We start from the raw sequence: 25,326 nt of genomic DNA, 5'->3' as shown, positions 1-25,326 counted from the left end.
TTATAGGAAAAAGCTACTACCAAAGGTTTCAGTTTCCGGTACATCAAAAGCCCCATAGAGATCAAGCAGGTTACCTGGAGAACCATGGGCCTGGTTAATGGAAAGCGCTTTACGCTGGTGCGTCCAGTTGGTATATACGGTTGAAAAGTTCTCCCGCATCAGGTCCGCCATCGTTTCGCGGTAATCAGATTTAATGCGTGCCGTACTATCATCTTTTCCATCGGAAAACAGGAGGTTTATATACTGTTTCAGGTCGTATCCCCGGCGTTTGCTGAATTCACTAAAAAACCCGGGCGTCCAATTGGCTCCGTATACTTCATAGCTATCGTTAAAGAAGCCTTTAACACCATGTGAATTATGGCCAAAAGCCGCGTCAAATGCTTTAAAATAATTGGCAGTAGCTGTTTTTGAAAAATGGTCAATGGTAAATCCTTCACCACCCGGCGCTGCCCTTTTAACCGCCTGACGTGTTTTACCGTTGAACAAAGCAAATAACTTTAAATCCTCGCTTGCCTTAAAATTTAATTTTCCGGCAGCGTCTACTTTACCGGTTAAATCCGTGGCCTGTCCTGCACTATTATACCCCATCAGCACACTTAAAACAGCGCCGTCTTTTTGCTTGGGATCATTTACCACAATCAAATCCTGCAATGCTGTATGGGCTTTCAGGTCATATTGCAGCACCAACGCTTTTGACGCCGCATCTTCTTTGGTTACATGAGAACCGCCGATAGGCCAGCCGGTGCCTACGGATATATATACCCCCATGTTTAAGGCTTTGGCACGGCTTACTGTATGATCCAGCATCTCCATCCATTGAGGTGACAGGTATTTTATATATCGGCTCTCGTAACCTTTGGCGCCATAAATAGGCACAATTTCCACGCCGCCGAGTCCTGCCTGGCTATATTGCTGCAACAGGTTACTGATATTGTTTTTATCAACGGCACTCCCCATCCACCACCAACGGGTCCAGGGCCTGGCCTGTTGCGTGATAGCGGGCCATTGAACCTGGGCCATTAACTGGCTTGCGCCTAACATTATTAAACAGGAAAAAATAATTTCTTCATCCAATCTTTTTATAATTCAAATAAGTATTTGCACTGTCTATGCTACAAGGTGATAACCGTATAACTTTTATTTTTTGCGTTTTAAACCGGGTGATATACCAACCATGATCCGGCACCGATTTCACCTGCAAGCCTTTTAAAGTAACTGGGCGGACTGTACGAAGCACACAATCGTTGCCATTCAAAGATTGAACATTAGCGTTAATCAGTTTACCCGATTTCCATTGCATCGCTATTTCAAATCCGCCCCTGGCTTTTAAGCCTTTTACCCAGCCTTCGCTCCAGGCCGAAGGTAAGGCTGGTAACAGATGCACTTCTTCCAGGTGACTTTGCAATAACATTTCTGCCATGCCTGCGGTACCGGCAAAGTTGCCGTCAATTTGAAAGGGAGGATGCGCATCAAAGAAATTAGGATAAGTACCTCCAGCTCCTCCAGACTTGGCAGGATCTGTATAGGTCAATAATTCACGGATCAGTGTATAAGCATGGTCACCATCCAACAGCCTCGCCCACCAGTTGATCTTCCACCCCTTGCTCCAGCCGGTGCCTTCGTCGCCTCTCAACTGCAATGTTTTCTTTGCCGCCTGAAACCACTGAGGATTTTCGAAAGGCGTCATTTCTTTGCCGGGGTGCAAGCCGTACAAATGAGATACATGCCTGTGCAGTGGTTCTTCTTCTTCAAAATCTTCATTCCACTCTAACAATTGTCCCTTACTACCTATTTTCAAAGGTGATAGCTTTTGCCGCTTTGCGGTCAGTGTATCACTAAATGCTTGATCTATGCCCAATATTTTTGCGGCTTCTACTGTATTAGTAAACAGGTCGCGAATGATGGACATATCCATAGTGGTAGCCACCGAAACCGACTGTCCTTTACCATTGACATCTTTAAAACTATTTTCGGGTGTTGTTGATGGCGCGGTAACCCAATAGCCCTTATCATCCTCCACCAGCCAGTCCAACGAGAACTCGGAAGCGGCCTTCATCACCGGGTAATATTTTTTCAGGAAGACTTTATCACCCGTATATAAATAATGCTCCCATATATGACGGCTCAGCCAATTGCCGCCCATATACCAGTTGGCCCATTTGGGATCACCGGCACCCTCATCACCTACTGCATTCGACAGTCCCCAGATATCGGAGTTATGATGCGCCACCCAACCCCGGGTATGATAAAACTCCCTGGCCGTAACTGTACCCGTAACCGATAAATTCTTAATCCATTCCAGTAAAGGCAAGTGCATTTCCGACAGACCCGTTACTTCGGCAGGCCAGTAGTTCATCTGCGTATTAATGTTAATAGTGTAGTTAGAGCTCCATGGTGGTCGCAATTCTTTATTCCATATACCTTGTAAATTAGCGGGCGGGCCACCGGGCCTGGAAGATGAAATAAGCAGGTAGCGGCCAAACTGCATGTAAAGTCTTTCCATACCCGGATCATAGGCCCCAACGGTATAGGCTTTTAATCTTTCATCAGAAGGCAGTCGGTTAGCAGGATTATCAGGTACCGTATCTTTTACCTGCATATCAAACCTGTTAAAAAATTGCTGGTAATCAGCCAGATGTTCTTTTTTAAAGCGGCAAAACCCTTTACTGAAGCCTTATTAACGAAAGATGCAGCTAATGCTTTTTCATCCTTACCCTCTTTATCCGGGCATTTATCAAAACCATTAAAGCTGGTAGCAGCCGAAACATACAGCAGGACTTCCGTTGCGTTAGATATATGTATGCCCGATGTATCGGTAAGCACTCTGCCGTCCTTCGATACCGCTTTCATACGATACTGAAAACGCATACCATTGCAACCAGAAACATCTTCGTAAGAAATATGCTCCCGATCTTTCGGCTTATAATAACTGGGATAAGCATTAGCAGGGGCTTTCCCATTAATCACCAATTCATTATTAGCTTCTACAGAGGGCCTATATTTTAACTGCGATTGTGTAGCTATATCTAATTGCAATGCACCTTTATTCTTACTTGCAATACGTACCACCATAATATTGCCTGGGGAGGAGGTGAAAATCTCTCTTTCAAAATCCACGCCGCCTACAGTAAAACTGGTGCGCGCGATCGCATTTGCAATGTCGAGCTCACGATGATAATTTGTAGCTGCAATGCTTCCGCTAAAACGCTGTTTTATTTTAATATCTCCCAAAGGCAGGTAAGATTGGGAATACAGACCCTGCATTTTACGGGTCAGCCTATATGCTTTAGCATAATCTTTTTCCTTTAGCAAAGCAGTTCTCACTTGCTCCAGGTAAGAATAGGCATCCGGATTGACATTTGTTTTAACGGGGCCACCGCTCCAAAGCGTACTCTCGTTGAGCTGCAAAAGCTCTTCTTCTACCCCACCAAAAACCATCGCCCCTATTTTCCCATTGCCTACCGGCAACGCCTCCACCCATCTTGTAGCAGGTTTATTATACCATAGTTTAAGATTTTCATGATGGTTTTGAGCATGACTCATCCAAACGATGAATAATAAAAAGGCTGTAAAAAATATCTCATATAACAAGCATTTTATATTCAGAATTTATCCCTGCAGTAGCTACACGTTTGATTTGTGAGGACAAGGGCCTCGGCCAACAATGAGTAGCAATAGTAAAGCAGCAATCTTCATCAGGCGTATTATAGTATTACTGAGGAAGCCTTAAAGATAAGGCCATCCTGTTAACAACCGTCCTGCTTCATCCTGAAAATTATGATTCGGCTGTATGATTCGTGAGGACACGAACCATGGCTAAGGCGTTATTTATGACGACGCGGACCATGTCCCCAGGTATGATTTCCTAAGGTAGGAATTACGGCCAAGTAGGGACGCTAATCATTGCCTGATTTCATGTGGACGCTGAAATCTATTTAAAAGATATATCTATTACTCCGCCGGAGGGTTCTAAATTGAATAGAACCTTATCCTTCAATATCAACTACCCAACCATAAAACTGTCACTCACGGTGCTTATTATTTTGTTGTCATTTTCAATTCTGCGCTTTTTAAACCAGGAACAGAAGCTCTAATACCGACCACACCAGCTGTTTGCGCCGATCGTAAAATACCCATTGCAAAACCATTATGCAGCGATCTCTTATTGCCGTTAAATAATTCGTTACTGAAATGATCTCCATTATCAACGGCAATCAGACGAGAAGCACCGGATACTTCAAAACTCACATCCCCTTTGTCCGCAGTAAATACACGCCGGCCTTTGCGGTCTACTGCGTACACGTTCACATATTGCAGTTCCTTACCATCAGCTTTCCAGTCCCTGTTTTCTATCTCCATTTTTAAAGCCACGGCTTTCCCGGTAGTCTCCAGTTCATGACGTGCTATTTCTTTACCACCGGTACGGGCGATGGCAACCACCTTCCCTGCATGATAGGGCACTCCCTGCCAATAAATCATATTGCGTTTCGCGGTATCGGTTATATTATTTTTTTGAACACCTATCGACTTCCCGTTTACTAACAATTCCACTTCTTCTGCATTGGTGAAAGTAAACAGGTTTTGTTTGCTGCCTGCAGCCCTGTTCCAGTGGGCGGAAAGCGGCAGGTGCCCTACGGTGATATCATTCCATTCTATATTTTCTTTTTCACTATCCATTACCCCGATGTGAACCAGGGGAGCCTCTTCAAAAGCACTTTTAACCAGGTAAGCCTGTGGAAGCGGCTCCAATGCATGATTAAAGAAGGAAAAAGCCCAGCCTTTTTGGGCCAGCCGTTAGACTCGCCCCAATATTCAATAGCGCCCCAATAAGCGAGGCCCACCATCTTATCGCGATCCATTCCAAAATAGGGCGCCAGCAATTCGTTGGTTGTGGCTTCGCTCTGGTAAATATTCATATCCGGTGCATGTTTCAAATAATCCGCATAATTATACCAGCGGTAGTTGAAACTCGCCACATCTGTCACCGTTGCCAGTTCGGGCGGAACAATATTCGTATTAAAATCCTTATCGCTTTTACCAACCCCACCTGCCCTTGCAGGGAACATAGCTACCGTCGTTTTTCTGGTAGGATCATAACGCCTGGCCAAAACATTCATCATCTGGTAAGTGGTTACACCCCAATCACCTGTAGGATAGCCAGCCAGGTCTTCCCTCATCTGCAGCTCATTACCGAAAGACCAGAGTATCACCGAAGGATGGTTTCGATCACGCTTGATCCATTCAGTTAAATTGCCAGGCCATAGTTCTGTCCAGGGTTTACGGCCAGGCCAATAGTCTTTATTGCTCCATTTATCGTAGAGTTCGTCTACTATCAAAATTCCTTTTTCGTCAGCCAGTCTTAAAAACGCTTCAGAATACGGATTATGGGAAGTACGGATATGATTATATCCAAACTTTTTTAAGAGATCCATCTGACGTGCTATAGCGGTTTCATGAGCAGCAGCACCTACCGCACCTAGATCATGGTGATTGGCAATACCTTTTAAAAATACTTTTTTGCCATTCAGCTTAAAGCCGAATGCCTTGTCAAACTCAATAGTGCGGATACCGAATTTTTCAGCAACACGATCTGCCGGCCTGCCATCCAAAATCAATGTAACCACTGCTGTATATAGATGCGGGGTTTCGCATGACCATAACTGCGGCTGATCCACATTCATAACGGGCAGCGTAACTTCAACCGTTTTTAGTTTATTGCGCAGGGGAGTCTGGGTTTTTGTAACTGCTATTTGTTTACCTTCCGGCGAAAGAATAGCTGTTTGAATTTCCAGTGGATACTCTTTATTGCGGATACCCTCCAGCTCTACCTGCACTTTCACCCGGGCAGCCTGCTCCGTAATTTGAGGGGTAGTGACGAACACGCCATGACGGGCAATAGCTATATCATTTTTAACGATCAAATGCACATCTCTGAATAATCCACCACCTGTATACCAGCGGGAACCACCTTTATCGCCGGTGGATGCACGTACTGCCAGTACATTATCTGTATTGTATTTCAGCAATTGACTAATATCCAATTCAAAGCCAAGGTACCCATAATCCGTTCCACCTATTTTTTCACCATTTAGCCATACATCCCCGGTAACCATAATACCTTCAAAATCGACCAGCACTTTCTTTCCTTTCCATGCAGGATCAGCTTTAAAAGTTTTGCGATACCAGCCGATACCCATGGCTTTAAAGCCGCGGGCCCCTCCCCGGATTCTACCCAGGGCTGATTGATCTGGAAATCGTGTGGAAGATCCAGCTTTTGCCATTGTGCATCATTAAATGTTGCCCCCTGCGCACCGGGGAGGTCACCCAGATGAAATTTCCAGTCAAAATTTAACAGCTGCTTTAAGCGAGGCCCTGAACTCTTTTCCTGGGCAATAAGAGGCAGGCTGCATAACAAAGCTATGCAGAGCGTCCACAACAATTTCACGTACATAAGTATTTTTTAAACTTCTATAAACTATTTTATCCGGAGGCAGTTGTTCCGGTAAAAGCATCGATAATTCCCATAACTTCTGCACCAATAGCTCCATTACAGGGATTTTCTCCCTCGCCCCGAAAATAGCTGACTACTCTTTCGATCATAGGCTGCTCTACATGTTGTAGGGGCTCGAACTCTAATAGTTCCGTTTGCCCATTGACGGTTAGGTAAACCTTATGACCGAAAAAGCCAAAACGAATATTCCCTTCCGATCCGTAGATCATGCATATATCAGCAGCATCGGGTTCATTAACAGAAAAGCACCAGGTTCCGTTAAATAAAATCTCATTTTCAAAAAGTATAGAACCATTTACCAGGTCATCTGCCTGGGAGGCCTTGGTTTGATTGATGGCAATACCGGAATATTTTTTACGGCGCCAAAAAGATACAACATCAGGTCGATCTGGTGAGGAGCCAAATCATGAAAAAGACCACCACCCGAAAGCGCCGGGTTGGTACGCCAGTTTTCTTCTGAACGTGCTATAAGGTTGGCCGACGGACTCTGCAAAAGCTGCAGTTGAACAAAACGTATTTCGCCAATTGCGGCGCTATCGATCAACGATTTTATTTTTAAGAACATGGGCTGCATGCGACGGTAATGCGCCACGCAGAGTTTTACATCCTTTTCTACGGCATAGTCAAACATTTGCTGAGCTTCTGCAGCATTCATGGCCATGGGCTTCTCCACATACACCGGTTTACCTGCAAGCAAGGCTGCCATTGTATAGGCTGCATGCGTATTAGGCGGTGTGGCTATATACACCGCATTTATTTCAGGATCACTGATGAGTTCATCAGCATTGCTGTACCATTTAGGCACTCCATGCCGCTGTGCATAATCTGCAGCTTTTTCTGCATTGCGACGCATCACGGCTATCAATTTAGAGTTAGGTACTTTATTGAATGCCGGTCCGCTTTTAACTTCAGTTACATCGCCGCAACCTATGATTCCCCAGTTTATTTGCTGTGTCATTTTATTTTGAGTTATTGCGCAAAGTAAGCCAATAAGAACAGGTTAAACATTAAGAATTTAAGACAATTAAGGAACTCATTTATCGAATACGTACCCTAGAACTACCAAGCCTTTACCTGATCTATAACAACACCCTCATCCAACGCCTTTATATAAATATTTAGTTTACCGTTTTTATTAGGTGCATGAACCGTAGTGCGAATGGCCTGGTTACGCAATACATTCTCTTTCCATTCTTCACTACGCCCTTCTGTAGCATAGTTTACAATTTGCTCCGTTCCATCATTGATACGGATTGCATATCGAATGGCTTTCCCTTCAACGGGATGATTGGGCGCTAATGCCACCTGAATATGCAACGAATCAGTACTACTCCATTCAAAACTATAGTGCAACTCTGTTCCCACAGGCAGAGACACCGCACTACGCTGATAGCCCAAGCCATGAGCCAGGGGTTTGTTGCCCGAATAAGAAGTATAGGCTATACCATTCCACAGAAATTTTGGAGGCTTGTAAGATACCAGTTCTGCTTCTGCTTTTGTACGGGGCAGCTTGTCAAATACGGCCAGGTCGCGGGGTTTGGCATCCATCATTCCTTTCCACTTACCACCGCCCAAAGCATTATAACGGCTGGTTAATTGCTGAATTTCTTCATAGCCGAGATCGCTTTTAGTCCAGTCTGCTTTACCATTTCTTGCCAATTGACCATACAATATTTTTTGTTCATTGCGGCTGCACCTAACACCGGATATGCTACCAGTTGAAACCAGCTGTCTTTTTGTGCAGCCGGTATATTTTTTGAAAGCTGCGCCACTTTGGCTGCCAGTACTTCATACGCTTTTAACCTTTCGCGGATCTCCTTTTCACTCCACTGCAGATTCGATACTATTTTATACTTCGGATCTTTTTCTTCTGTTCTTGTACCGCCCATAAATTCCGGCTTGCGGATATACGCCAGACGATAATATTCATTCATCACTTCCAGCAATGCTTTGGCATGAACGGATCCAAATTCTCGGCTCAACCAATTTTGCAGATGCAGATCCAGGCCGTTGATATTATTCTCTATGGTATTAATATTCCAGGCCATATCTAAAAACAATTCCGTTAAATATTCACCAGGCTTTAAATCACCCACATTTAAGATCCAAATGTCTTTAGCGCCTTTATCATAAGCCTGCTTCATTTGGGTATACAGCTGCGCAGGATGATTGGTAGCCAGCCACAGGTAGTCATGTGGACGTCCCCAGTAAGAAATATGATAATACACGCCATTACCACCTTTTCGGGCTCTTTCTTTTTCTGTCGGGAAATGTTTCAGGTATCCATAATTGTCATCACACCAGATCAGTGTTACATCTTCGGGCACTTCCATTCCATCGTTATAAACATCTAACACTTCTTTATAAGGAATAAATACCTGGGGTACTTTTGTCACATCTGGGTTCACATAGGTTTTCAATAGTTCTCTCTCATCTTTAATTACCTGTGTCAATACTGCTTTATGTTCTTTCAGAGTTTTCACCCCCTGCATCATACCATCATGCTTGCCCCTTAAGCCAATGGTATAAATATTATCGGAGCCTTTTAGTTCTTTTAGTCTTTCTGTCCAATAGGCGAGCATGGCTTCCCTGTTCGTCACATAGTTATAATCGCCTTTTCCCGCTATATCCCATTCATTCACACTGTTTCTCATCAACGGTTCGCAATGGGAAGTACCTACAATAATGCCGTATTGGTCAGCCACCTCCTTATTGCCTTTGGTAAAATAAAACGGAACGGTTACTTCATGCATGGCAGGCCAGATGGTATTCGCTCTTAATCTCAGCAAGAGCTCAAAAACTTTTGCATTGGTTTTTGAACCTATAGCGCCTTTCGTTTTCCCAACCCGGGGAAGACCTGGCTCGAAGTTGGTATTACTCCAGGGTAATAGCCCCCAGTCTTCATCATTAAAGAAGATACCCCGGTGTTTCACAGACGGGTATTCCAGTTTTGAAAATCCATTTTTAAGAGGCAGCGACGTCTTTTTCTTCACCGGCGAGTCGGCCCACCATTCCCAGGAGAAATACCTATTATTCTTGATAGCTCTAATATGCCATAAGCCGTACCTCTTTTATCAGAACCCACTATATATAAGCGGTCATTTTTAACTTCTATCACAAAGCCTTCACTATGCAAACGCAGGTCACTTAATAGTTTCGCTGAAATTTGCTTTTCGGCTACACTATTACTCCCCAATGTTCCAATAAATATTCCTGCATTGACCGTGTTTACCAGCTTCCCGGCGAAGACATTCTTATAATCTTTACCTAAGATATTGAAGGCAGTATGTACAACCGGGACTTCAGCTGCATTTAGCGACACAGACAGATCTTTATTGCGCTGAAAAACAAAATCGGCATGTGACTGAACTGTACCAAGTGCAACGGCTACAAAAAATGCCAAAAGCTTTTTCATCTGCAATCCAAATTTTATTTAAAGTGTCTTTATTTTACCCTTTCGTAAAACTCTGCTTCAATAATGCTTAAAGCCCCTTTGGCTTTGGCGTCATCACGGGCAACACCATCATCCAGCTTCTTACCCCCCACTTCCACTTCGCCTGAACCAAAGCCCGTGGCAGCATTGGTTGCAAGCCTGATACGTATTTTTTTACCTTTAACCAGCTTGCATTGGATGGTGTAGTATCCCAATGTAGGTTTAGTAGTACCGTTGAACGCTTCTTTACCATCCACGGTAATGATTAAAGGATAGGTTCTGGAACGGAAATTATTTAACTTCAACGCAATCTCATCTACTGTTGCAGCTTCTGCTAATTCATATTCAATCCATGCGGTAGTAAGTTTACCATCGTTTACCCAGTCGCTTAATTCATTATCATCGTAGCTCTGTCCGGCCTTCTCAGCATTAGCTCCCGCGGTAGCCGATTTAACACCTAATGCCTTACGGCTTAATGTGTAAGAAGGTGTAGCAGGTGTCGCGCCACGGGTTAATACAGACGGTAGCCCTGCTTCAGGTAATATGGTGCATAATCCATTTTCTGTTTTTACCGGACGCGTTATTAATTGTATCGAGGCTGCTTTTAATCCATCTGCCTGGGCCTTTACAGTAATAGCACCCGGTGTTGTGGCGGAACGGATCATAAAACGATTCACACCCCCTTCTACAGGAAAACTCTTTGCTAATACGTAATTGTCTGGCCCCATCGCCATACCCCGCGCCATTCAGCCGGTCCTTCCAGGGTATAGTGGATCATATCCAAAGCCGTAGGACAACGCCTGCCTCTCGCATCAACCACTTCTACTTCTACGATCGAGACATCGTTACCATTAGCCAGGAAGAGAGTTGGACGTTTAATTTCTGTAAGACGTAGCGCTACCGGATCTCCGGTGGTTTCCAGCCGGTTTGTACAAACCTCTTTATTATTTTTATCGTACCCTATGGCTGTGAGGACTCCTGGTTTCCACTCTACATTTTGAAAAGTAAAGATGAAGCCATCGCTCAGCTCACCATAACCTAGAGATTTCCCGTTTACCTTTAGTTCCACCTTCGCAGCTGAAGAAATCACATAGATATCTTTCTTTACGCCTTGCCGATAGTTCCAATGTCCCACAATATGCGCGCGGTATCTTTCAGGGCTTACCCATCCATCCCACATTACTTCATGGGCATAATAGTTTTGCTTTTTTATACGCATGGCATCTACTTCACCGCTGCGTCTGTAATTTTCTTCCCCGCGGTGATGCGTATTGGTTTCTGACCACACAATATTAACGCCCCCGCTGCTCACTCTCTTTCCCGTACCCGGACGCTCTTTCCAGAACTCGTACCAGCGCTTTACATTTTCCAGTGCATGACTTTCCATATTCCGGTTATAAGTGGCAGCACTTTGACCGTTATGTAAAGGTCCGTCGCCGTCTTTATGAAAAGGCGGTGTCCATTCGTCCCAGTATTTGCGGGACCCCTCATCGCGTGAGTATTCCATAGCCCACATGGGTATATGAGCACTTTTATTGGTGTATAACATCTCGCCACCATACTCAGCCACTTTACTATCCAACATTTCGCGGCTACCAATAGCACGTCCTCCGTAAGGATCTAATTTATCGCGCAGCGCCTTCATCTGCGCCATATGTGGCTCGCTGATACTTTCATTGCCGCATTCGTAAAAAATAATACTCGGGTTATTGCGATTATATGTGATAGCATCGTGCATAACCGCTACCCGCTGTTCCCATCGCGTACCTTCAACGTCTTTTTCTGCATCGCCTGCTGGCATAGCCTGTATCAACCCAACTCTATCGCAGCTTTCCACATCCTGTTTAGAAGGTGAAATATGCATCCAACGCACCAGGTTCCCACCGCTTTCCACCATCAATCCATTACTATAATCGCTCATCCAGGCAGGTATGGATGTACCCAGGGCAGGCCATTCGTTGGAAGTGCGCTGCGCATAACCATGCACCATCATCACCCGGTCATTGAGATAGATCATACCATCTTTAAACGCAGTTTTTCTAAAACCGGTTTTAGTAGTTACAACATCCACCGGCTGATCGTTTACCAGCAAGGTGGTTTTCACTTCATATAAATACCCGTATCCCCAACTCCAGAAATTAAGGCCTGCAACACTAGCTCTTGCTGCTAGTGTTTTGGTTTCACCCGGCTGTATCGCTATTTTATCACCCGTAAAAGATTTTATCATTTTTCCATCCAGATCGATCAATTCTACTTTATAGCCGACCTGTTGCACCTGCTGCGTTTCATTTTTCACTTCAGAAGAAGCATTAATGGTTGCCGACTTTCCTTTGATATCAAAATCACTGGCATAAATATAAACACCTGTTGTTTTGAGATTGGAATAGAGTGGTAAGGTTTGGTATAACCGCGGCGTAATATGCAAAAACACATTACGGATAATACCTCCGTAGTTAGCATTGAAATTTTTATCCTCCCACTGGTATTTACTGTTGGTAGCTCTTTCCCGGTAATTCCAGTCATTATCAATACGTGCCGCAATAATATTTTCCTGGCCATCAAATTTTACCAGGTCAGTAATGTCAAAACCGAATGCTGTCACCCCGTTTTCGTGAAATCCGATCGCTTTTCCGTTTACATAAAAATCGCCGCCCTGTCGTATGCCCTCAAACTCGATAAATACTTTTTGCCCTTTTGCTGTTGCGGGCAGTTTAAAATGCTTACGATACCAAACGATCCCGGTTGACAGATTAGCAATATCTTTTTTAAATGCATCGTCCTCATTCCAGGCCGCAGGCAGTGTTACTTTTTCCAGTCGCTTGCTTTGTAGCTCACCTCTTTGGCTTCAGCGACATCTCCTAATTTGAACAGCCAATCACTATTGAAGTTGTATTTACGTTGTGGTACCGGTTCCTTCGCAACAACAGCATCACTCCATAACAGCAGCATTAAATAAAAAAAGCTGCTGTATATTATTTCCAGGTTCCGTCTATTGAGTTGTAAGACTTTCATACTAATCGTTTCAATCGTTTTTGTATTGGTTGCCTTTATAATGACTGAAACGAAAATAGAAGACTTTGATTATTTATTATCCTGCTGCATCCTGTTCTTACCTGCCTTAACCGCTTTCTTTACATGATTCCTTAACAGGCCCTTATTTCAATCGTTTGAAATTATAGTTGAAAAGCATGTTATAAAGAGTAATTAAGCAACTACCGAAGATTTGTACCAAAATTCCCGGTAGCGTATTAGAGAATACTTTGTTTACTTTACAGCATTTAACGGATGCCGGGATTAGTAACTGCCTATTTAAGGGTGGCGATATCCTGGCCAAACTGCAACAGGTAACCATTGTTATCATAAATTCCGAATTCGCGCATTTGCCACTTGAAGTTCTCAATGCTGTAGCATACTTTCACTTTATCTTTTAACAACTCCCACAGCTCATCAACCTCATCGGTATTGAAATAAAAGCTACCGGTAAAAACAGGCTTTTCAAAAGCTTCATGTTCATTAGGCCTGGCCAACATAATCGATACCTGGTCTTTATAGAGGGAGGCCCAGCCCCATTCGTCATTTTTTCCACCAAGTACAAATCCCAGCAGGTCAATATAAAAACGAATCGTGTCCTCCAGGTGATGAGTATATATTATGGGGCGTAAGGCGGTTAACTTCATGATTATTTAATTTAGGTTGAAGTTCCCTACTTTTACCCATATTTCAAGTCAACTTCATCGATTTACCCCAAGAGATTCATAGCATCTTACAACTGCTCAATAGGAATAAGACAGTCGTCAATTATAGTTTGACTACGGCTTATTGGGCAACAGGTAAATTACTATTTGGCCTTTTCCAGGTACGCCTGTTTACAGAAATACCGGCATTTCATTTAGAAAACGACTTCGAAAGTGAAAAACTATTGATAAATATATTCACACCACAAGCTGTAACGAACAGCATTTATGACCGTTTAACATGACTTTAAAAAAATAATTGAAAACTTAATTAAAGCCGGTAACCAATACGATACCGAAAAGTACCTTTCTTACTTTGATGAAGAAGCTGTACTGGATGACCCTTCTGTTGGCAGAACCTTTACCGGTCATAAAGGCATTAAAGAGTATTTCGTCAGCTATTTTATAGGATATAATACGCAAACCACCCTGGTTACCACGCAACTGAGAGATGCGCAAAACCTATTCGCGGAAGTAGCATTCACCGGCGATTTTCCTGAAGGCAGGCTAAACGGCAGCTTTGACTTTACTTTCGAGGACGATAAAATTGTATACATAAAAGCAGATTTAATATATGGAACCTAACGATTTGAATACGATCATTGCACGTTCGCTGGAATTGAGAAAAAATATCATGCGCTGGAACTACAACACCACGGCAGCGAATGGAGCATTGAAGAAGATGCCCTGGCTTACCTTACGGATGCCGGCTTGGTAGGCCGAAATATTATGGCGCAACAGAAAAGATGGCCGAAAACCAATTCGCAGACAGAATTGGAATATAAGCTGGGTGAAAATATCTGGTGGCTGGTTGTATTGGCCGAACGAAGTGGCATTGATATAAGGAGTGCTATTGGCAACTTTTTAACCAGTACCGAACAATTGCTGGGTAAATAAAGTAGTGAGTGCAAACCACCAAAGCTTCCTGGCAACTGACAACCCTACACTCCAGCGCACCGGCTATTCATTCAATGCCCATATCAATGCCTTCTCTTTAGTAGCTTTGAAGATAGTATGGTGCTCTTCCTTATGTTCGTCTGAGTATTGCCACTTAAGACCAGGTAGTTTTTCGGCTTCCAGTATACCCGATAGCTGCCGGGTATAAAGTGATATATCCTTTGCCTGAGAGCCCGCAAACCAAAGCTTTTTACCCGCCGGAATTCTTAATAAGTATTTCGCTGCATTTTTCACCAGGTAATGACCGTTCCACCATAAAGACGGATCAATAGCTATATACCGATCAAATATTTCAGGGTACTGTAAAAAGGTTTCCATAACGAATAGTCCGGCTAAAGATTCCCCGATAATAGTTCTTTCGTTTCTGGTGCGGTACCTCCTATTGATCTCAGGAAAAAGCTCTTCCTTTATAAACATTCTAAACGCCGCCGATCCGCCCACTACCGGCGCGATCTCTCTATCTTTCCTTATTTCGGTAGGGCCCGACAAATCCCTGCGCCGCTGCGTGTTTTCTATACCTACCAGCAAAAGCGGCGGTATTTTCTTAGAAGCCACTAATTCAGAAATGGTTTGAGCAATATGAGGAAAATCTTCACCAACACCGCCATCCGGCATATACAAAACGGCAAAAGAATCGGTGGTTGCCGAATAGCCGGGTGGTATCCATACATTGATGGTTCGTTGCTCCTTTACGTTTTTTGATTCAATAGTAAAAGTTTCGTGAGCCGGCACCAGTTCCTGTTGAGCTAAAATATCAGCACAACTCGCCAGAACGATAAATATCGACAACCAACAATAATAAACAATCTTCATTTCATTCTTAGCTTAAAAATGAATTAAACATACGCTAATTATTTAATACCTGTTTATCGTTGTGTATTCGTCTTTCTTCAATAATAGTTCTAAATGTAAGATTCACCCTTGGGCTCGTTATTTTTTACTGGGCGGAAGCCGGTGCCACCAGAATGTTTGCGTAGTGTCTTTCATAATCAGCAGGCTGCCATGTGCTAAAACCAACTCCACTTTTTCTTTGGTTTGTTTATGTTTGAAAGCAAATTTTCTTTCTGCTCCAAAGCTCAACGATGCTATGGCACCATCTTTTTCAGATCCGTTTCTGCATCGCTATGCCAGGCCATCCCTTCTTCTCCATTATGATACAAATTGAGCAGGCAGGAATTAAACGTTTCACCAGTCTGCTTTTCAATCAAAGCCTTTAGTTCAATAAGCTCTTTTGTCCACGGTAAAGCCTGTTTGGTCGTATTGGAATAGGTATATTCGTAAGGTTTATTACCGTACCAGGCTACTTTTCTTTTGGTAATGATCTTTTTCCAAAAATAATGGCCTCATCGTTCCGCCATTCAATGGTTTCCAATAATTGATGCAGGTAATGATCCGCCTGTACCTTAGACAATAGTTTGCCATAATAATTAACGGTCCCATTGTATGGCAACCAGTTTTTATTGCTATCGATAGTTTGATTAAAGAGATCCATCTTTCCAATTTTTGTAGGCCCTACTCATACAGCGTCCGCAAGGCCGGTAACCATTTAACAAGGCATCCTCTTCTGAAGCAAAGAACACCCTGTTTATTTTCTTCATTCTTTTACCCGAAGCACAATTTAACAGGCCATAAATCTTCAGCTTTTGATTGCCACCCCAGGCAATTGATCCCTTACGGATCCGGCTCCTCAGCATATCATCTGCAATAGCTATATGCCCTATCATACTTTAAGTTAAAGCGTCGTGAAAAATAATACCCAGCGTATGCCTTTCCCCGGACTTCACTTCACTTACGCCATGTTTCATATTTACCCTGTAGTAGCCCTTTGTTCCCTTCTCCGGCTTAAAGTTAGTAGTAAATACAACTGCATCTCCTTTTCGTGGCTGAAGAACGATTGCTTTGGATTGTGCCCTGGGCACCTGTTGGGTTAATACCAATTCACCACCGGTAAAATCCTGCCCGGGCTCGTTCAGCATCAACACCACCTGTATAGGAAAATAGATATCACCATACAGGTCCTGGTGTAAGGTATTAAATCCGCCTGCCCCATATTTCAAAATCAGGACGGTTGCTTTTTCCTGTCCGTTGGCATGACATTGCTCCAGCAGCTCTTGATGCTTTAAGGGGAATTGCAGACCTATATTTAAAACCTCGAACCAGGTGTTAGCAATAGTTGCCAGATGCGGGTATAAGTTAGTTCGTATCCTCTCAATTAACGGTGGCAACGGATAACTGAAGTATTTATACTCGCCCAGCCCAAAACGATATCGTTCCATCACGACCGTTTTGCGATACAGATCTGGTTGTTTATAGCCGGCCTTCAACCTTTCACATTGTTCATCCGGCAAAAGACCTGGAATAATCGCATAACCGCTCCTGTGCATGGCTTCTGTAACCTCAGACCAGTTGGTTGCTGCTATTTTTTGTTCAACTGTTTTCATAATGTTTCAATATCGGATTGAGTTTGCGCACCTTCCCAGCCGATGATGGCCGCTTTTCTGGTGGCCCCCACATATAGCCTCCAAAAGTTCCGGTTGACTGGATGACGCGATGACAGGGAATCAAAAAGGCTACTGGGTTACTTCCAATGGCCGTGCCTACAGCTCTCGACGCATTCGGGCTACCCATTGAGGCTGCCAGGCTGCCATAAGTAGAGAGTTTCCCCATGGGGATCTTCAACAAACTTTCCCAGACCTTTAATTGAAAGGGCGTTCCCTTCAGGTGCAATTTAACCTGGCCAAGCTTGCTCCAGTCATCCTGAAAAATGAATAAGGCGTTCTGCTGCAGCAGATCCAGTTTTCTTTCAAATACCGCATTGGGGAATTTTGCCACCAGGTCTTTTAATGCTTTCTCCTCATCATTTTCAAATGCCATGTAACAGACCCCTTTTGCAGTAGATGCCACAATCAAAGGACCAAAGGGGCTTTCCGCAAAACTGTATAAAATGTGCAGGTTCTTTCCCCGTTTTTATATTCGGCGGGCGTCATGCCTTCGATATTAACAAAGAGATCGTGCAACCGGCTGGTGCTGGATAGCCCCGTTTCAAAAGCCGCATCGAATAAGCTTACCTGTTGCTGTTGCAGCATTTTCTTGGCATGCTCAATGCTAATGTACTGTAAGAATTTCTTAGGGCTTGTGCCTGCCCATTCTGTAAACAATCTTTGAAAATGCGCAGGGCTTACATGTATACTTTTTGCAACTTCATCGAGATTCGGTTGCGACTTGAAATTAGCTTTAATATAGTCTATAGCTTCCGCTATTCTTTTAAAATTGATATTATGTTGTGTGTCCATATTCCTGACTTTTATAATGCAAATATCCCAACTTGCTGACAGTTATAAAATCCGGAATATGCTAAGATTAAATCCTGGTAGCCGGATCCTTTAAATAAGGTCTATAATCAATTTCCTATATTCAAATTTTATTCCACCACAGCCTTCACCACTTTGCTATACTTAAAACTACCATCCAGATCAACCTGTTTAATGCGGAGGTATAACTCCAGGTCAGCAGGTGGCGCCAGTCCATCGTTTTTGTTGCAGGCAAAACATACTAACAAAATAACACCAGCCATCGGCAGGTAGCAATATTTTCTTCTTATATCCAGTGCCAGTAATAATACGATCATGCCTACACCGCTTAAGGCGGTAGCACTGCGCCAATCATTTTCAAAATGGTATTGAAGTAAAGCAGATGAAGAGCCCTCTGGCGCCAGGGTAAGCAATTGCCCCACTGGATAAAAACCGGTTCCATCAGTTGAGGCTTCTACTTCGAAGTGATGACTATTCGATTCAGATGCGGTGATCCACCGCACCCGCAACCTGCCATTGCGTACAAAGGCCGCCAGGTTTTCAAAATCCACAGGCAACGCCTGACCTTCGAATAAAGTACCGGTATTATTGACAAAGAAACTGTTGCCGCTTCGTACGCGGTAAAAATCCATATCCGGTAAACTGCCATCGGCTTTGCGGGGTAATATTAAATCGTAATGATTGGTATTGCTGGCCAATGCTTCTATTTTCAGGAAGCTCGTTGATGTTCCGATAGCATTATTGGCCAGGCTTGAATTAGCAGTATCTAACATGGTTACATGCCGCGGACTACTGGCATCGCCGCTACCTGCCGGACGGTAAGAAATATTATTGGTGAAAATATGCCCGTAACCCGGTACATCTACCCCCACGGATGCCACTTTGGATGCCTGGGACCTATTGGTGAAATTAAAGTTGTTGGCCCTGTTTTGCGAAGCGGTATTATTTTCCCATCGAATACCCCCAGGTGATGATTGGCATAAAAGCCGTTGCTACCATTATAAAAAGCAATGCTGTACTTTACGGTATGCATAGGCACAGGATCCAGGGTCTGCTCTCCGCTACTTAAACTTCCCATACCAAAACCGCCCGCTTTAAACCCGTTACCATCTCCGGCGCGGGTAGTTGCTGTTAAAGTTCCTGCGGTTGAGGCCGGCGTGTAGCCGTTATAAAAAGCCCAGCAAAACTCAATGGTAACAGGCGTGAGGCAGGAAATAAGATCAAAACCATCGTCGCTGTTATACCAGGCACGGCAGCCCCTGAACACATTGCCGGTGCTGGTTAACCTGTCGGCATGTGCCCCAAATCCGTCCACATTACCTCCTCTTTGATTGCCGGATACATTGTCAAAATTATTGTAAGCATCACAGTTTAATACAAGGTTATTAGCGCCCGAAGCCAGGTAAAAACCAATCGCTTTTCCATCATGCATGGCCAGGTGTTCAAAAATATTATTGTTGCCGCCGTTGACCCGGATACATTCTGATTGAGTATTGGCGGTGGTGTTAAGTACCCGTGTGCCAATTATTTCAAAGTTTTTAAAATGCAGGTAACTGCCGGTTACGTTAAATACAATAATACGTTTATTCAACACATCGGGATCTATATTTTGCAGATCAAAAACCGGGCGTTCTCCCGGATATCCTATATAAGAAATGGGATTACCAGCCGTGCCCGATTTATTCATGTGAAATACAAAGGCCCGCACAGCATCGCTGGTATTGTTCATGATTTCGGCATTAGTGGGCGTGTACACCCCTCCTCTGATATAGACGATGTCGCCCGCTACGACCAGGCTTTGTGCTCTAGTCAAACTGGCAAATGGTGCATCGATCGTTCCTGCATTGGCATCATCACCATTGGTAGCGACATAGTAAGTGGCCGCCGAGGCTGAAAAAATAAGAAGGAAAACAGGAAAGTGAAAATGGCATTTTTTAACATCGTTCGTTTTTTAGTACCGTTAAGAATTTGTTTTGCTATGGCAGCAGGCAATGCAGGCAGCGGACATGTAACAGGCCATTCAAATGATTCAAACCGTAATTCATCTGCAACCGTCTATTATAAACTTCATTTAAAACGAAAATAGAATGCGCCATAACATTGACCATCCCGCAGTATCCTGAAAAAAGTTGGTGGATTAAAATGCAATCGGTTGAGTTTTGTTTACAAGGTTCCGTACTAAAAGATTTGTAACTTCTTACAATAAAAATCACAGGAATGTTACAAGATTGTAGCTGGGTTCAATGTAACGTTTTCGACATGTTACAAAACTAATGGTCACCAACTGACTCGTTATGAAAAAAGTTTACACTATTTTGTTGTTAATCCTGTTACATGCTAAGCCATTGTTTCATTGTTTCGATGAATGAGGCATAGCGGGGAGAAATGAACTGTTACACAGGAAAGCATTGCGTTGTCCCCCTCCGTTCCAGGATAGGGGGTGACGATGAAGATGGAAAGTACCGGACACTCCTAGTTGCACAAGCAGCAAACCATCCGCTGTTTTCCGTTAAAATTGTTTACGTAAATAAAAGGGCTTCCCTGTGGCGTCCAAACCCGTAAAAGTGAGTGTGGCTGCTGTTGTATGGTCGTTATTATAAAAATCCAGCTGCATAGTGCTACTGTTGAAACCGGGCTTCCAGAGTAATACGCTACGGGTATCCTTTATCGTTTTGTCAACTTCCGATTTTGAATAATCGGCTGCTTCAAACCTTTGGGTAGCCGGATACCCTGCTAGTGAGTTGAATTTCTTTGGCTTTCTGCCAGGCTGCGATTCGGCCAGCAACCTTCCCCTTTTGGTATAAATAGACAGCACCCCATTCGTGGCGCCCAGTGCAAAGCTATTGCGCAGAAATTTCACCAGGGCAATATTATCAATAGGCATGGTATTGATCATTTCAATATCGGCAGGCATCTCATCCATGTAAAGGGCAACCGTGCCGCCCCTGAAGGTGGGGGCCTCCCCGGGATTTACCGTCACACCCGGTAGTCTTCCATTCAAAAATCCAGTAACAAAGAGCCCCCGGTATCCTGGTCCTGGTTGATAAAGTCTAAAACTACTTCTCCCGGATCACTGAACAAGGGCGTAGTTAATTCCTTCTCTAATTCTTTGGTAAGGTTTCTCACCGCCTGCACTTTTACCACTTCCATCATTTCGGCTTCTTTATCGCCACTCAAATCGAAAGCTGATAAGGCTTGCGCGTATGCCTGAACCCTGGCATTGGTAGCATCATCCCTGCCTGCAGCGAGCCCGTAAGCATTTACCGGCAATGGTAGCATATACCCTGCGGTATCCCAAACCTCTTTCAAACTCATTTCATACAGATCATCATAGCGCGTTTTCTTATGAATATGAAAATAGACTTTGGCGCTATCGCGGAAAAATATCTTATTGATAAGAAATTCACCTTTCTCATCTGTTTTTATATTTCTCACAACATTAACCGAATCATTCAGGCTCAACAGCACCGTAGCAGCCTCGTTGACAACCGGCTTTTTATCCAGTGTAATTTTGCCCATGTAAGTAATATAATTATCCGGGAACCGGGTAACTGCCGGAACAGGATGCGACAGTAACCAGGACCAGTCATAGAGCCCGCGGCTTTCGCTTATTAAGAGGTAATCCAGCGCTTCTTTTTGAAGAGGCTCCTGCAGATCGGTGTAGCGGCTGGCATGGAGCGGCAACTGCGGCAAATCATCCAGGTAAAATGCAGCAAGCAGATTTTGCTGAGGCCAGGCCAAAGGGGTACCCGTTCCTGTTACTTCTGCCAGGTAAGTATGCCTGTTTAAGGTGTCGGAGACATTGATTTCAAAACGGTTTAAACCCTTAGCTTGTTCGGACCGGGCAATAACAGCTATCGAAGGTATTATGCCCGGGATAAGGTTATTATCTACAAAACAAAGCCGCTGAGCCGCCAACTGTCCGGTTGGGTCAAATACGGCAATATGCACCAAACCTGCGGTCTTGCTATCTACCGGTATTTTCCCTTCAACGGTTTCCAGGGCAGCAGGGATCATGCCATTGAAAAGTAGTTGTCCCTTATTGTATGCAATGATCTTATATCCTTTTAATTGATCGGTAATGCCTTTGGCCTGCAGGCTGTAAACAATCATTTTACTGGTCGCGTTCACTTTTAATGCAATGCCTGTATCTACACAGGCCGGGATCCGGATAATTTTGCTGGTCCCGCTTCCATCAACAACCTTTACATGATACTCCTTACCTGCTAAAGGGGCAAATACGAGGCTACCTATTTCATTATTATAAAATTGAATAGCTGCCAGCTTATTCAAACTGTCATTTCCCTCATACAGATAACCGCTCACCCTGTCGGGTAAATCACCTGGTGCTTTTAAGCGCACGGCAACTTTTGTATTCGTATGACTCAGCCAGTTACCGCCCTCGGGTTTTAATTCAACGGACCAGCTGGCTACCGATTTTGCCAGTTTTTTATCTGAGCTGTTATTGTAAATATTCAGTGGGCGAATAAACTGGAACTGTTCGCCAAAATTCAGCATCCAGTTGGTATAGGCTCTTATATAATATACATTTTCAGCAACTTTTGCGGGTACTGTTATAAAGCCCTCGGAGACGCCGGATGTTACGGGCGTTTTACTGACTGTTATTAGTTTTTTATTTACATCCAGCAATTCCACATACAGATTAGTAGATATTTTTGAAAGCTCACCCCGGCAAATCACCCAGGCCTTAAACTGTATGGGCTCACCAGCCAGGTATTCTCCCTTATCGAGGTGCATGAAGACTTTCTCCACCGGATATTTTTCATACCTCGCGAGGATATCTTCGGGAGCAACCGTTTGTGCCACAGCACTTGTTGCATACAGCAGTGCCAGTAACAGGAATACCTGAAGCTTTTCTTTTCTCAATGGCAGCATCAATAAATTTTTATAATTTCTGATCGTTCACCACTACATTTTCCAGGGTGAAGTTGTCGATATAATTTTTTTGTATGGACGGATTTTTAGCTGCTTTTACTTTCCAATCTTTAAAAATGAAATGGGTCAGTTTATACTGTTCTGAATTGCTTACGTTAAATACATTATCACAATCCAATTTCAGGTTCTTCATGGTAATATGATTGGCATAAGACATTTTAATATCCGTCTCTCCTTTCAGATCGAAAAACTGCGTCCAGGGCTGAATATAGACCATATTGGTTACGCTGCCTTTGATGTCCTCCACCGTTACATACTCATACAACTGCGGTGTATCCGGGCGCATTTTCAACCATAGTAATCTTTGTGCATGGTCAATTTTAATACGACGTAAAATAATATTCCGGTTATGAACGGATTCGCTACCGAAAGTCAGTGCACCATGGCAAAAACCATAGGTGTTATCTTCAATAATGATATTAAAATTACCTCCATTATTGGGATCTTTATCTGCCTGGGGGCCTTTACCACCTTTTAATGCTACTGCATCATCGTTCACCGACATATAGCAGTTCTTGATCAGTACATTTTTACACACATCTAAGTCGATAGCATCAGAGCTAGGCGCTTTTACAGGCGCGGCAGGTGCATAGATATAAAGGTTCAGCAATTTCAGGTTTTCGCATTTGTAATAGTGGGAGGTCCAGAATGGTGAATTGATCAGCCGTATGCCCGATACCTGTACATCCTTGCTATTGGATATATAGAGGAGGCGCGGCCTCATTTCATCTTTATTGGTGCATTTTGGATTCCAGCTACGACGCAACCAGAATGCTTTCCAATAGCGCAGGCCGTTTCCGTTGAGCGTTCCCTTCCCGGAAATGGTAAACCCGTTGACACTATCCGCGTTAACGAGCGCCGGGAAATAGGTGCAGGTTTCCCCCTCAATACGGGTAGTCAACACTTTAAAATCACTGATATCATCACTGGCTTTTAGGGTCGCAGCCACTTCGAGGTGCAAATGTGTCCCAGGTTTAAAAAACAGGTTGCCGCTTAAGAAAACGCCTTTTGGAATAATGATGACGCCGCCGCCGGCTGCAGCGGCTTTATCAATCACCGCCTGTATGGCCTGGGTCTGCACCAGGTTACTATCTGTTTTTACACCGTGAGCTGTAATGCGGTACTGCTTACCCAGTTTATTAATATCAGTCAATTCATTTTGCCTGAACCAATCGGGAATGGGCGTACCATCGGGAAAAGATCCTGGGCGGTTAGCTGAACATTAAACGCCACTAATAATACGACAACCAGTTTTATACATTTATACATCATAGTCGTTCAAAAATAAGCAGTTAGTTTTGGTATAAAACATTGATAAAGAAATAAGCCACGAATGCTCGGATAATGCAATCAACGGCGCATTATTAAGTTCCTGTAAACCTGTTGCACTCAGTTGCAGGTAACGACGCCAGCTAAAGCCCCATTAGCATCTTAATTACAATTACAATCAGGTAAATTTATTTTGATATAATAACCAGGATTGTATGGAGGAATGCCGCCGTCGTTCGTTTTCACGCCGACATATTTCAATGAAGAAGGTGTATTTGCACATCTCACCATTGTATTGTATGATACATGCTCAGACAAATTTGGATCACCGAGAGTGGTACTGATATAAACGGGTATGTCATCGTCTACTTGTATTTCACTCTCGCCTCCAGGAAATTCTATATCAAATGACCCAGCTGTATAAGTTGGGGTTTGCGGACCGGGAGTCCAATTTTCTGTGGCAACTTCTTCACGATATTCAAAATAAAAATTTTGAGAAACTACATATGGCACGGTGCATTCGTAGTCTGCATACGCGCAAACATATAAATCTGCTTTTGTTTGGTATACTGAAAATCCATCACCATAGTCTGTAAAACTATTACTTCCATTCCGCATCTCAATTCTCAGGTAAAAAGGCGTATCATCCACTCTTGCCTTCGTTTTAGAAACAGAAAGGAACGAGGTCGAGATAATAAAAGTGAATAAAATGGCGCAGCTTGCTGATAATCGAAACAGTGTTTTTTTCATAATTGATTTATTAGAGGCGATTAAATACTTAGCATGGAAGCAAAAGACGGTGCTATAACACGGACTTTGCTATAGTTTCAAAACAGTTGGCAATTGCGTTTTCACAAATTAAATTTATATGAAGCGATTTTTCTAATTGTAACGGCTTGCATTATGCGACAGCCTTGTTTTATCCCAGAATCCGGTTGGTATTTCATATTTTCTTTTGAGAACTCAACCTTGCATAACAGACCGTATACTCTTAATAATGGCCGTGATGTATGTTACGAATACCTTACCTGAACGGGCGGACAGGAACCAATAAAAGATTTTCAATTTGGCGCATTCTGAATACGCTACTAAATCCGGTCATCTGTTACTGGTCATCTGTTACTCGTCCTTGGTCATCTCTTAACATCCATCTAC

At 43.5% G+C, this 25,326-nt stretch carries 32 protein-coding genes; 3 read left to right on the top strand and 29 right to left on the bottom strand.

What is annotated here, in order from left to right; all coding sequences use genetic code 11:
* The 15 genes from MKP07_RS38920 to MKP07_RS18290 form a co-directional block, all read right to left on the bottom strand.
* Positions 1 to 1,041 (bottom strand): glycosyl hydrolase, encoded by a 1,041-nt coding sequence (locus MKP07_RS38920; RefSeq protein WP_262919358.1) that lies wholly within the window; start codon positions 1,039 to 1,041, stop codon positions 1 to 3.
* 25 nt (positions 1,042 to 1,066) lie between these two features.
* Complete coding sequence (locus MKP07_RS18355; protein WP_240848478.1) at positions 1,067 to 2,599, bottom strand: glycosyl hydrolase family 95 catalytic domain-containing protein; 1,533 nt, start codon at positions 2,597 to 2,599, stop codon at positions 1,067 to 1,069.
* Entirely contained in the window at positions 2,590 to 3,543 is a 954-nt protein-coding gene (locus MKP07_RS18350; RefSeq protein ID WP_240848477.1) for a glycoside hydrolase family 95 protein, read from the bottom strand. Before MKP07_RS18350 ends, MKP07_RS18355 begins: the two co-directional genes overlap by 10 nt.
* 495 nt (positions 3,544 to 4,038) lie before the next feature.
* On the bottom strand, positions 4,039 to 4,749 hold the full coding sequence (locus tag MKP07_RS18345; protein ID WP_240848476.1) for a DUF4982 domain-containing protein: 711 nt from the start codon (positions 4,747 to 4,749) through the stop codon (positions 4,039 to 4,041).
* The gene (locus MKP07_RS18340; protein ID WP_240848475.1) at positions 4,677 to 6,197 is read right to left on the bottom strand and encodes a glycoside hydrolase family 2 protein; all 1,521 of its coding nucleotides are present in this window, start codon (positions 6,195 to 6,197) and stop codon (positions 4,677 to 4,679) included. The genes MKP07_RS18345 and MKP07_RS18340 overlap by 73 nt, the downstream gene beginning before the upstream one ends.
* Positions 6,089 to 6,445 carry a hypothetical protein gene (locus MKP07_RS18335; protein ID WP_240848474.1) on the bottom strand — a complete coding sequence of 119 codons (357 nt, stop codon included), beginning with the start codon at positions 6,443 to 6,445 and terminating at the stop codon, positions 6,089 to 6,091. Before MKP07_RS18335 ends, MKP07_RS18340 begins: the two co-directional genes overlap by 109 nt.
* 35 nt (positions 6,446 to 6,480) lie before the next feature.
* Positions 6,481 to 6,720 (bottom strand): hypothetical protein, encoded by a 240-nt coding sequence (locus MKP07_RS18330; protein ID WP_240848473.1) that lies wholly within the window; start codon positions 6,718 to 6,720, stop codon positions 6,481 to 6,483.
* An 86-nt stretch (positions 6,721 to 6,806) separates the two neighbouring features.
* Positions 6,807 to 7,469, bottom strand: a complete 663-nt coding sequence (locus MKP07_RS18325; RefSeq protein ID WP_240848472.1) for a Gfo/Idh/MocA family protein — start codon at positions 7,467 to 7,469, stop codon at positions 6,807 to 6,809.
* A 101-nt stretch (positions 7,470 to 7,570) separates the two neighbouring features.
* Positions 7,571 to 8,170, bottom strand: coding sequence for a hypothetical protein (locus MKP07_RS18320; RefSeq protein WP_240848471.1), 600 nt, complete (start codon positions 8,168 to 8,170; stop codon positions 7,571 to 7,573).
* Positions 8,104 to 9,444: a glycosyl hydrolase 115 family protein gene (locus MKP07_RS18315; protein WP_240848470.1), complete on the bottom strand. Its 1,341-nt coding sequence runs from the start codon at positions 9,442 to 9,444 to the stop codon at positions 8,104 to 8,106. Before MKP07_RS18315 ends, MKP07_RS18320 begins: the two co-directional genes overlap by 67 nt.
* A gap of 56 nt (positions 9,445 to 9,500) precedes the next feature.
* The gene (locus MKP07_RS18310) at positions 9,501 to 9,926 is read right to left on the bottom strand and encodes an alpha-glucuronidase family glycosyl hydrolase (RefSeq protein WP_240848469.1); all 426 of its coding nucleotides are present in this window, start codon (positions 9,924 to 9,926) and stop codon (positions 9,501 to 9,503) included.
* 29 nt (positions 9,927 to 9,955) lie between these two features.
* On the bottom strand, positions 9,956 to 10,621 hold the full coding sequence (locus tag MKP07_RS18305) for a hypothetical protein (RefSeq protein WP_240848468.1): 666 nt from the start codon (positions 10,619 to 10,621) through the stop codon (positions 9,956 to 9,958).
* A gap of 26 nt (positions 10,622 to 10,647) precedes the next feature.
* On the bottom strand, positions 10,648 to 12,693 hold the full coding sequence (locus MKP07_RS18300; RefSeq protein WP_240850933.1) for a DUF4982 domain-containing protein: 2,046 nt from the start codon (positions 12,691 to 12,693) through the stop codon (positions 10,648 to 10,650).
* 53 nt (positions 12,694 to 12,746) lie between these two features.
* Positions 12,747 to 12,956, bottom strand: a complete 210-nt coding sequence (locus MKP07_RS18295) for a hypothetical protein (RefSeq protein ID WP_240848467.1) — start codon at positions 12,954 to 12,956, stop codon at positions 12,747 to 12,749.
* Positions 12,957 to 13,249: 293 nt separating this feature from the next.
* Complete coding sequence (locus tag MKP07_RS18290; protein ID WP_240848466.1) at positions 13,250 to 13,621, bottom strand: VOC family protein; 372 nt, start codon at positions 13,619 to 13,621, stop codon at positions 13,250 to 13,252.
* A 312-nt stretch (positions 13,622 to 13,933) separates the two neighbouring features.
* Here MKP07_RS18290 and MKP07_RS42705 point away from each other — a divergent pair, with 312 nt between their 5' ends.
* The 3 genes from MKP07_RS42705 to MKP07_RS18275 are packed head-to-tail and all read left to right on the top strand — an operon-like array spanning position 13,934 to position 14,575.
* Positions 13,934 to 14,263, top strand: a complete 330-nt coding sequence (locus MKP07_RS42705; protein WP_394803669.1) for a nuclear transport factor 2 family protein — start codon at positions 13,934 to 13,936, stop codon at positions 14,261 to 14,263.
* A complete protein-coding gene (locus MKP07_RS18280) occupies positions 14,253 to 14,396 on the top strand; it encodes a hypothetical protein (protein ID WP_240848464.1) in 144 nt (47 codons plus the stop codon). The genes MKP07_RS42705 and MKP07_RS18280 overlap by 11 nt, the downstream gene beginning before the upstream one ends.
* Positions 14,390 to 14,575, top strand: a complete 186-nt coding sequence (locus tag MKP07_RS18275; RefSeq protein ID WP_240848463.1) for a nucleoside triphosphate pyrophosphohydrolase family protein — start codon at positions 14,390 to 14,392, stop codon at positions 14,573 to 14,575. The genes MKP07_RS18280 and MKP07_RS18275 overlap by 7 nt, the downstream gene beginning before the upstream one ends.
* A 63-nt stretch (positions 14,576 to 14,638) precedes the next feature.
* On the opposite strand, the gene MKP07_RS18270 is transcribed toward MKP07_RS18275, so the two are convergent.
* From MKP07_RS18270 to MKP07_RS18210, 14 genes are all read right to left on the bottom strand, one after another.
* A complete protein-coding gene (locus MKP07_RS18270) occupies positions 14,639 to 15,448 on the bottom strand; it encodes an alpha/beta hydrolase (protein ID WP_240848462.1) in 810 nt (269 codons plus the stop codon).
* Between the two features lie 117 nt (positions 15,449 to 15,565).
* Positions 15,566 to 15,715 carry an alpha-ketoglutarate-dependent dioxygenase AlkB gene (locus MKP07_RS38915; protein WP_262919357.1) on the bottom strand — a complete coding sequence of 50 codons (150 nt, stop codon included), beginning with the start codon at positions 15,713 to 15,715 and terminating at the stop codon, positions 15,566 to 15,568.
* 5 nt (positions 15,716 to 15,720) lie between these two features.
* Positions 15,721 to 15,954, bottom strand: a complete 234-nt coding sequence (locus tag MKP07_RS38910; protein WP_317236049.1) for an alpha-ketoglutarate-dependent dioxygenase AlkB — start codon at positions 15,952 to 15,954, stop codon at positions 15,721 to 15,723.
* On the bottom strand, positions 15,936 to 16,127 hold the full coding sequence (locus MKP07_RS18260; protein ID WP_240848461.1) for an alpha-ketoglutarate-dependent dioxygenase AlkB family protein: 192 nt from the start codon (positions 16,125 to 16,127) through the stop codon (positions 15,936 to 15,938). Before MKP07_RS18260 ends, MKP07_RS38910 begins: the two co-directional genes overlap by 19 nt.
* On the bottom strand, positions 16,114 to 16,359 hold the full coding sequence (locus MKP07_RS18255; RefSeq protein ID WP_240848460.1) for an Ada metal-binding domain-containing protein: 246 nt from the start codon (positions 16,357 to 16,359) through the stop codon (positions 16,114 to 16,116). The genes MKP07_RS18260 and MKP07_RS18255 overlap by 14 nt, the downstream gene beginning before the upstream one ends.
* A gap of 3 nt (positions 16,360 to 16,362) precedes the next feature.
* The gene (locus MKP07_RS18250; RefSeq protein WP_240848459.1) at positions 16,363 to 17,076 is read right to left on the bottom strand and encodes a 2OG-Fe(II) oxygenase; all 714 of its coding nucleotides are present in this window, start codon (positions 17,074 to 17,076) and stop codon (positions 16,363 to 16,365) included.
* Entirely contained in the window at positions 17,063 to 17,509 is a 447-nt protein-coding gene (locus MKP07_RS18245; RefSeq protein ID WP_240848458.1) for a methylated-DNA--[protein]-cysteine S-methyltransferase, read from the bottom strand. The genes MKP07_RS18250 and MKP07_RS18245 overlap by 14 nt, the downstream gene beginning before the upstream one ends.
* A gap of 32 nt (positions 17,510 to 17,541) precedes the next feature.
* Positions 17,542 to 17,928: a helix-turn-helix domain-containing protein gene (locus tag MKP07_RS18240; protein ID WP_240848457.1), complete on the bottom strand. Its 387-nt coding sequence runs from the start codon at positions 17,926 to 17,928 to the stop codon at positions 17,542 to 17,544.
* A 128-nt stretch (positions 17,929 to 18,056) separates the two neighbouring features.
* Positions 18,057 to 18,818, bottom strand: coding sequence for a hypothetical protein (locus MKP07_RS18235; RefSeq protein WP_240848456.1), 762 nt, complete (start codon positions 18,816 to 18,818; stop codon positions 18,057 to 18,059).
* The gene (locus MKP07_RS18230) at positions 18,809 to 19,846 is read right to left on the bottom strand and encodes a right-handed parallel beta-helix repeat-containing protein (protein WP_394803668.1); all 1,038 of its coding nucleotides are present in this window, start codon (positions 19,844 to 19,846) and stop codon (positions 18,809 to 18,811) included. The genes MKP07_RS18235 and MKP07_RS18230 overlap by 10 nt, the downstream gene beginning before the upstream one ends.
* Before the next feature lie 609 nt (positions 19,847 to 20,455).
* Positions 20,456 to 20,947: a hypothetical protein gene (locus tag MKP07_RS18225; RefSeq protein ID WP_240848454.1), complete on the bottom strand. Its 492-nt coding sequence runs from the start codon at positions 20,945 to 20,947 to the stop codon at positions 20,456 to 20,458.
* Complete coding sequence (locus MKP07_RS18220; protein ID WP_240848453.1) at positions 20,944 to 22,842, bottom strand: transthyretin-like family protein; 1,899 nt, start codon at positions 22,840 to 22,842, stop codon at positions 20,944 to 20,946. The genes MKP07_RS18225 and MKP07_RS18220 overlap by 4 nt, the downstream gene beginning before the upstream one ends.
* Positions 22,843 to 22,852: 10 nt before the next feature.
* On the bottom strand, positions 22,853 to 24,055 hold the full coding sequence (locus MKP07_RS18215) for a rhamnogalacturonidase (RefSeq protein WP_240848452.1): 1,203 nt from the start codon (positions 24,053 to 24,055) through the stop codon (positions 22,853 to 22,855).
* Positions 24,056 to 24,333: 278 nt separating this feature from the next.
* Positions 24,334 to 24,921, bottom strand: coding sequence for a hypothetical protein (locus MKP07_RS18210; protein ID WP_240848451.1), 588 nt, complete (start codon positions 24,919 to 24,921; stop codon positions 24,334 to 24,336).
* Positions 24,922 to 25,326 lie beyond the last annotated feature (405 nt).

The organism is Paraniabella hibiscisoli, assembly GCF_022512515.1.
Taxonomy (GTDB): domain Bacteria; phylum Bacteroidota; class Bacteroidia; order Chitinophagales; family Chitinophagaceae; genus Niabella; species Niabella hibiscisoli.
Note: the sequence above shows the minus strand (reverse complement) of the source record. Positions and strands in the feature narration are given on the sequence as shown.